At 72.5% G+C, this 8,147-nt stretch carries 6 protein-coding genes and 1 pseudogene; 5 read left to right on the top strand and 2 right to left on the bottom strand.

The genetic code is table 11. The features are described from left to right. Positions 1-581 (top strand): RHS repeat-associated core domain-containing protein (locus ABD946_RS17850; RefSeq protein WP_345284722.1); only part of this gene is annotated, 581 nt, incomplete at its 5' end. A gap of 251 nt (positions 582-832) precedes the next feature. Beyond that, entirely contained in the window at positions 833-3,256 is a 2,424-nt protein-coding gene (locus tag ABD946_RS17845) for an endonuclease/exonuclease/phosphatase family protein (protein WP_380148824.1), read from the top strand. Between the two features lie 65 nt (positions 3,257-3,321). Here ABD946_RS17845 and ABD946_RS17840 read toward each other — a convergent pair whose 3' ends face one another. Next, the gene (locus ABD946_RS17840; protein WP_345284720.1) at positions 3,322-4,245 is read right to left on the bottom strand and encodes an SGNH/GDSL hydrolase family protein; all 924 of its coding nucleotides are present in this window, start codon (positions 4,243-4,245) and stop codon (positions 3,322-3,324) included. A 15-nt stretch (positions 4,246-4,260) separates the two neighbouring features. On the opposite strand from ABD946_RS17840, the pseudogene ABD946_RS17835 reads away from it, so the two are divergent. Beyond that, positions 4,261-6,181 (top strand): annotated as a pseudogene (locus ABD946_RS17835) (FAD-binding dehydrogenase). Between the two features lie 18 nt (positions 6,182-6,199). Here ABD946_RS17835 and ABD946_RS17830 read toward each other — a convergent pair. After that, positions 6,200-6,634 carry a CBS domain-containing protein gene (locus ABD946_RS17830; RefSeq protein WP_345284718.1) on the bottom strand — a complete coding sequence of 145 codons (435 nt, stop codon included), beginning with the start codon at positions 6,632-6,634 and terminating at the stop codon, positions 6,200-6,202. A gap of 258 nt (positions 6,635-6,892) precedes the next feature. Between ABD946_RS17830 and ABD946_RS17825 the strand changes: the two genes are divergently transcribed. Both ABD946_RS17825 and ABD946_RS17820 read left to right on the top strand, forming a co-directional pair. Next, positions 6,893-7,300: a (2Fe-2S) ferredoxin domain-containing protein gene (locus ABD946_RS17825; protein WP_345284716.1), complete on the top strand. Its 408-nt coding sequence runs from the start codon at positions 6,893-6,895 to the stop codon at positions 7,298-7,300. 36 nt (positions 7,301-7,336) lie between these two features. Further along, positions 7,337-8,128, top strand: a complete 792-nt coding sequence (locus ABD946_RS17820) for an aminotransferase class IV (RefSeq protein WP_345284714.1) — start codon at positions 7,337-7,339, stop codon at positions 8,126-8,128. Positions 8,129-8,147 lie beyond the last annotated feature (19 nt).

Raw genomic sequence — 8,147 nt, 5'->3', positions numbered from 1 at the left:
ACAACCCGGCCACCGGCCGCTTCCTGTCGGTCGACCCGGTGCCGAACGGCGGCTCCAACGCCTACGTCTACTGCTCGGGCGACCCGGTCAACTGCCGGGACACCTCCGGCACGCTGGACTACTCGTTCAAGTTCGACCTGGGCAACGGCACCCGCAGCGCCAAGGGCCTGTTCCGCTACTGGATGGACCACTTCGGCAAGATCTTCCCGCTGGCCGGCCGGGCCAACAAGATCACCCACGTGGGCCAGAAGATGGACCTGCGGGACTCGGTCTTCGGGATCAAGATCAACTTCAATGTCCGGGTCGCCTACATCGGCTCGAACACGCTGAAGCTCGGCACCCGCAAGGGCAGCGTCGTGCACGGCCGCAACTCCTACATCCAGTTCACCATCACCAAGGGGCGGACGGACCGGATCGGCATGGGCCGGCTCTACCTGACCACCCACGGGCACACCGCCGGTGACAGCTGGATGGACGACTGCATCGACAGCTGGACCTGCCCGATCACCGGATGGATGTACCGGAAGGGGGCGCACGACACCTGGGAGAAGCTGGCGAGCAACCTCCGCCGCCACGTCTGACCCCGCGCCTGACGGACCGTCGGCCCGCCGCTCCCACCCAGGGGGCGGCGGGCCTCCCGTCGTGCGGACCGTTGCCGATTGTTAACTGACGGAGTCTTGTCGTGTCATTTTCTACGCGCGTATCTTTGGCCCGCCGGTACTGGCCGGTAATCGATCTACACGGGTAGCGGCCTGCCGTCCGCGACCTGACCCACCCTCAGCTGCCGGCGACCCCACGACCGCCGGAGCATCCGACCGAGGAGTCCTGCCCGGTGACCAAGCCCACCGCCCCCCGTTCGCGTCGCGCGCTGCTGCGCGCCACCCTGCTGCCGGCCGGCGTCGCGGCCTCGCTCGTGCTCGTCCCGCTGCCGGGCGCGATCGCCGCTCCCTCGGCCGACGCGGTCATCGCGGAGGTGTACGGCGGTGGCGGCAACTCCGGCGCCGTCCTGAAGAACGACTTCATCGAGCTGGCCAACAAGGGCACCGGTGCGCTGAGCCTGGCCGGCTACAGCGTCCAGTACCTGACCGGGACCCCGGGCGCCAACTCCCAGTGGGGCGTCACCCCGCTGACCGGCACCGTCGCCGCGGGCGGCCGCTACCTGGTGGCCGAGGCCGCCGGGGCCGGCGGCACCGTCGCGCTGCCCACCCCGGACGCCACCGGCTCGCTGGCGCTCTCCGGCACCAGCGGCACCGTCGCGCTGGTCCAGGGCACCGCCCCGCTGACCTGCAAGACCGCCGCCGACTGCGCGGCCGAGCCGCGGATCAAGGACCTGGTCGGCTTCGGCACCGCCGTGGTCCGCGAGGGCTCCGGCCCGGCCGCGGGCGCGAGCAACACCGCCTCGGTCTCCCGCACTTCGGGCCTGCCGGACACCGACGACAACGCGGCCGACCTGAAGGCCGGTTCGCCCTCCCCGGTGAACTCCAAGGGCGAGGCCGCCGAGGGCGGCGACACCGGGACCGGCCCGACCGACCCCGGCACGGTGCGGATCCACGACATCCAGGGCACCACCCGGCTGTCCCCGCTGACCGGCAAGACCATCGCGGGCGTGCCCGGCGTGGTCACCGCCGTGCGCGCCTACGGCTCCAAGGGCTTCTGGTTCCAGGACCCGGACGCCGACGCCGACCCGGCCACCAGCGAGGGCATCTTCGTCTACACCGGCAGCGCCGACCCGGCCGTCAAGGTCGGCGACTCGGTCCTGGTGACCGGCAAGGTCGCCGAGTACTACCCGGCGTTCAGCGCGGGCGGCCAGTCGCTCACCCAGCTGACCAACCCGCTGGTCACCGTCCGCTCCTCCGGCAACCCGGTGCCCGAGGCCGTCCTGCTGGACGAGTCCTCGATCCCGGCGGCCTACACCCCGGAGGCGGCCGGCGGCTCGATCGAGGCCCTGCCGCTCAAGCCCGCCGACTACGCGCTCGACCGCTTCGAGTCGCTGGAGGGCATGAACGTCAAGCTCGGCCACGCCCGGGTCGTCCAGGCCACCGACCAGTACCACGAGCTCTGGGTGACGGTCCGTCCGACCGAGCCGCGGACCGAGCGCGGCGGCGCCGCGTACCTGGGCTACCAGGGCCAGAACTCCGGCCGCCTGATGATCCAGTCGGCGCTGCCCGAGGCCGAGCGCCCGTTCCCGGTGGCCAACGTCGGCGACGAGATCTACGGCGGCACCCAGGGTCCGCTGGACTACAACCGCTTCGGCGGCTACACCCTGGTGGCCAACACCATCGGCGAGCACGTGGACAACCAGCTGGAGCGCGAGGTCACCGACCGCGCGCTGCCCAGCGAGGTCGCCATCGCCACCTACAACGTCGAGAACCTCGACCCGAGCGACCCGGACGAGAAGTTCTCCGAGCTGGCCAAGGGCGTGGTCACCAACCTGCGCTCGCCCGACATCGTGGTGCTGGAGGAGATCCAGGACAACAACGGCGCGGTCAACGACGGCACGGTGGACGCGAGCCAGACCCTGGCCAAGTTCGCCGCCGCGATCCGCGCGGCCGGCGGCCCCTGCTACGAGTGGCGCACCATCGACCCGGAGAACAACAAGGACGGCGGCGAGCCGGGCGGCAACATCCGCACCGCCTTCCTGTTCAACCCGCAGCGGGTCTCCTTCAACGACATCGCGGGCGGCAGCGCCACCACCGCGGTGGACGTCACCGGCTCCGGCAAGTGGACCTCGCTGACCGCCTCCCCGGGCCGGATCGACCCGGGCAACGAGGCCTGGGCCAGCAGCCGCAAGCCGCTGGTGGGCGAGTTCATGTTCCACAACAAGAAGATCTTCGTGATCGCCAACCACTTCAACAGCAAGGGCGGCGACCAGGGCCTGGACAGCCGCTTCCAGGCGCCCGCCCGCTCCTCCGAGGTCCAGCGGGTCAAGCAGGCCCAGGTCGAGCAGGCCTTCGTGGCCAAGCTGCTGGCCGCCGACCCGAAGGCCCGGGTGGTCTCGCTCGGCGACCTGAACGACTTCCAGTTCTCCCCGGCGCTGGCCGCCCTCACCAAGGACGGCGTGCTCCGCGACCTGGTCAACGAGCTTCCGGCGAACGAGCGTTACTCCTACGTCTACCAGGGCAACTCGCAGGTGCTGGACCACACCCTGGTCAGCCCGGCGCTGAAGCACGTGGAGTACGACGTGGTGCACATCAACGCCGAGTTCGCCCAGCAGGCGAGCGACCACGACCCGCAGATCGTCCGCATCAAGCCGTAAGGCCGCTCAACACGACGGGCGCGGACCGGAGTTCCGGTCCGCGCCCGTCGCGTCTTCCCGAGGTGCTACCGGCCCAGTGCCTTGAGCACCGCGCCGGCCATCGCCCGCTCCCCGGCCGCGTTCGGGTGGAACGGCACCGCCGGGGAGCCCGGCAGCGCGCCCTCCACCCAGCGGTCCGAGGAGCAGGCGTCGTGGCCCCTGGTGGGGGTCAGGGTGTCCACGTACGTGGCGCCGTTGGCGGCGGCGGTCCGCGCCAGCATGGCGTTCAACTCGCCCAGCACGCCCCGCAGGTAGTCCACGTCCCCGGGGGTGACGGGCTGGCGGCCGATGCAGCTGCGGCCCTCCTCGGGCAGCACGGACGGGTAACCGACCAGCAGGACCTTGGCGTTGGGGGACTTGGCGTGGATCTTCCGCAGCATGTCCGCGAGTTGGGGTGCGGCACCGGCGATCCGGGAGCGCAGCGAGTCCTCGCCGTAGACCCACTGGAAGGACCAGTCGCGCCACTCCCAGTGCCCGTCCGCGTAGACGTCCTTGCACGGGGTGCCGAAGGGGTTGACCACCGCACCGGCGATGCAGACGCCGATCACGTCGCCGACGCCCAGGTCGGTGACCCCGAGGTCGTTGCCGCCGATGCCGAGGGTGATCAGCCCGGTGTCCGGCCGCAGCGCGTCCAGCTGCGGGTCGTTGACCCGGAGGAAGGCGTCGTACTGGGCCGTGGTGAGGTGCTTCACCTTGGCGGCGGCGCAGGTGACGTCGGTGTAGGCGGGGCTGTTCAGCGCGGCCGCGACCAGGTGGCCGTAGTTGCGGTCCGAGCGCAGGCAGAGCCCGGCGGACTGGCCGGGCACGCCGGCGCCGGCGGCGTAGGAGTCGCCGAGCGCGACGTAGGGGCCGTAGCCGGTCTGGGCCTGGGCCTGGGTGGCGGCGGTGGGGGCGGCGAACGCGACCAGTGCGGCGGCGGCGACCAAGAATTTCCGGGCATGGCGGAGCACGGTTCCTCCTGAGGGGTGGAGAGAAACGCATGGTGGGGGAATTCGCTTTACCGACAAGTAAGTTACTGGCAGGTTAATAGGGCTGTCCAGGGGTGTTGCGGAAATCCATTCGCTCCGTCAACTCGACTGATATTTACGCTCCTTGGCGGATCGTTTGTCGGCGGAATTCCGCTACCCGGCGGAGCGGAATTCCGGCGCCGGGTGGTTGACCGGGCCCGGTCCAGGCCAGAGAATCCCGACACCACCCCCGCACCGCCCCCGCACCCCTGGAGGACCCCCGTGGCACTGGACGCCGACGTCATCGTGATCGGAGCGGGGCTCGCGGGCCTGGTGGCCACGGCCGAACTCGCAGACGCGGGACGGAAGGTGATCCTCCTCGACCAGGAGCCGGCGGCCTCGCTCGGCGGGCAGGCGCACTGGTCCTTCGGCGGCCTCTTCCTGGTGGACTCGCCCGAGCAGCGCCGGATGCGGATCAAGGACTCGCACGAGCTCGCCTGGCAGGACTGGCTCGGCACGGCCGGCTTCGACCGGCCGGAGGACGCCTGGCCGCGCCGCTGGGCCGAGGCCTACGTCGCCTTCGCGGCGGGGGAGAAGCGCTCCTGGCTGCACGGCCAGGGCGTGCGGTTCTTCCCGGTGGTCGGCTGGGCGGAGCGCGGCGGGTTCTCCGCCACCGGTCCGGGCAACTCGGTGCCGCGCTTCCACATCACCTGGGGCACCGGGCCGGGCCTGGTCGCCCCCTTCGCCGCCCGGGTCCGGGCCGCCGCCGCGCGCGGGCTGGTGGACCTGCGCTTCCGCCACCGGGTCACCGGCCTGTCCGCCACCGCCGGCGCGGTCGACACCGTCACCGGCGAGGTGCTGGTGCCCAGTCAGGTCGCCCGCGGCGAGTCCAGCTCCCGCGAGGTGGCCGGCTCCTTCGAGCTGCGCGCCCAGGCGGTGATCGTCACCTCCGGCGGCATCGGCGGCAACCACGAGCTGGTCCGCAAGGCCTGGCCCGCCCGGCTCGGCACCCCGCCGCAGAAGCTGCTCAGCGGCGTGCCCGCGCACGTCGACGGCCTGATGCTGGACATCGCGGGAGCGGCCGGCGGCCACCTGATCAACGGCGACCGGATGTGGCACTACACCGAGGGCATCGAGAACTGGGACCCGATCTGGCCCAAGCACGGCATCCGGATCCTGCCCGGCCCCTCCTCGCTCTGGCTGGACGCGAGGGGGGCGGCGGCTGCCGGTGCCGCTCTTCCCGGGCTTCGACACCCTGGGCACGCTGGAGCACATCATGACGACCGGTCACGAGTACACCTGGTTCGTGCTCACCCAGAAGATCATCGAGAAGGAGTTCGCGCTCTCCGGCTCGGAGCAGAACCCGGACCTGACCGGGAAGTCGGTGCGCGGGGTGCTCGGCCGGGCGCTGCCCGGGGCCACCGGGCCGGTGGAGGCCTTCAAGCGGCACGGCGCGGACTTCGTGGTCGCCGATTCGCTGGCCGAGCTGGTCAAGGGCATGAACGCCAAGACCCCGGAGGCGCTGATCGACGAGGTCGAGCTGCGCCGGGAGATCGAGGCCCGGGACCGCGAGCTGGCCAACCCCTTCTCCAAGGACCTCCAGGTCACCGCCGTCCACGGCGCCCGCCGCTACCTGGGCGACAAGCTGATCCGCACCGCCACCCCGCACCGCCTGCTCGACCCCAAGGCCGGGCCGCTGATCGCGGTGCGGCTCAACATCCTCACCCGCAAGTCGCTCGGCGGGCTGGAGACCGACCTCGACTCCCGCGTCCTGCGGGCCGACGGCTCGCCGCTGGAGGGCGTCTACGCGGCCGGCGAGGCGGCCGGCTTCGGCGGCGGCGGGGTGCACGGCTACCGCTCGCTGGAGGGCACCTTCCTCGGCGGCTGTCTGTTCTCCGGCCGGGCGGCGGGCCGGGCGGCGGCGAGGGCCACCGCCTGACCCGCGTTCCGGTGACGGTCAGCGCTTCATGTAGACGCTGTCCATGAACTCCACGATCTGCTTGTCCGTCAGCCAGCCGCCCTCGCGGTGACCCATCGCGAGGTCGGCCTCGCTGATCATGCCGACCAGCCGCTCGCCGTCGATCACCGGGATCCGGCGGATCTGGTGCTGCTCCATCTTCTTCAGCACCGCGTCCATCGAGTCGTCCGCGTGCACGCAGTGCAGGTGGCCGCTGAGCTCCATCGCCTTCATCGTCGACGGGTCCTTGCCCTCCGCGATACATCGGGTGACGATGTCGCGGTCGGTGATGATCCCCTTGAGGCGCTGGTCCTCGCCGCAGATCGGCAGGGCACCGACGCCCATGTCCCGCATCATCATGGCGGCGTCGAGCAGGGTCTGGTCGGCACGGACGCACTGGGCACCGGCGTGCATGATGTCGCTGGCCGTGATCATGAGTCGAACCTCCGGTCCGCCCCCGGAGGGTCCGGGGTGCGGTCGCGGCCACCGTAAGCAGCCGCCGGACGGACCGCACGGCGGGCGGCCGGGCCCGTGACGCTCCGTCATGGCGGCGGCCGTACTGACGCACCCTGCCGGGCCCGCGGCGCCGTGGTGCAGAATTCAGGGTGATCACGGGGGTGGCGCCAGTCCTCCCCGGCGCCCGCAGCACGGCCCCGGCCCCCACGCCGCCGGGCCCCCGTCGGAAGGAAACTGATGGCTCGTCGCCCGCGCAAGGAGGCCGCCGCGGCGGCCACGGCCCCCGTCACCGTCACGGTCTGCCGGGGATGCTGCTGCGGGACGGAGCGGCGCCACCCGGAGGTGGACCACGCGGCGCAGCTGGTCCGGCTGAAGGAGGGGATCGGTGCGGCCGGACGGGTCCGCGCGGTGCCCTGCCTGGACGCCTGCGACCACTCCAACGTGGTGGTGGTGAGCCCCTCCGCCGAGGGCCGCGCGGCGGGAGGGCGCCCGGTCTGGCTCGGCTGGGTGCTGGCCGACGACATGCTGGACGAGATCACCGACTGGGTGAAGGCGGGCGGTCCCGGCGTCGCCGACTCGCCCGGCACGCTGGACCTCCAGGAGTTCGCCGTCTCCCGCCGGATCCGCGACGGCCTGCCGGGCTGACCACGCCCGGTCCGGTGACCTGGCATGCTGCCGGGCATGAGCGAGACGGAACTGAACGGCAGGCCGGTGCGGCCGGAGGAGCTCCAGGCACTGGCGCTCACCAACTACGGCCACTTCACCACCCTGCGGGTGTCCGGCGGCCGGGTGCGCGGCCTGGCCCTGCACCTGGAGCGCCTGCGGCGGGACTGCCGGGAGTTGTTCTCCGCGGAGCTGGACCTCGCGCGGGTGCGGGAGTACGCCCGGCGGGCCGTCCCGGCCGGGGGCGGGGAGGTCATGGTCCGGATCACCGTCTTCGACCCGGCCCTGGACCTGGCCGGCCTGGCCGGGAAGGCCGACCCCGCCGTCCTGGTGACGACCCGTCCGGCCGGCCCCTCCGCCGCGCTGCCGCCGCTGCGGGTCCGTACGGTGACCTACGTGCGGGACCTGCCGCAGGTGAAGGCGGTCGGCCTGTTCGGTGCCCTGCACCACCGCCGGGCCGCCCAACTGGCCGGCTACGACGACGCGCTGTTCGTCACCCCGGACGGTGCGGTGGGGGAGGGCGGCACCTGGAACCTCGGCCTGGTCCGGGGCGGCGAGCTGGTCTGGCCCGAGGCCCCGTACCTGCCGGGCGTCACCCAGGAGCTGCTGGGAGGGCTGCTGCCGGGCCGCCGCGAGGTGGTCACCCCCGGTCGGCTGCCGGACTTCGAGGCGGCGTTCGCCGCCAACGCGGCAATGCCGCTCGGCCTGCGGCCGGTCACCGGGATCGACGCCGTGCGGTACCCGGCCGGGCACCCGGTGCTCACCGCGCTCTCGGCGGCGTACGCGGCCCTGGAGGGCGAGGCGCTCTGAACGCGCGCGGGGCCGCACC

Source organism: Kitasatospora albolonga (genome assembly GCF_039535905.1).
Lineage (GTDB): Bacteria > Actinomycetota > Actinomycetes > Streptomycetales > Streptomycetaceae > Kitasatospora > Kitasatospora albolonga.
Note: the sequence above shows the minus strand (reverse complement) of the source record. Positions and strands in the feature narration are given on the sequence as shown.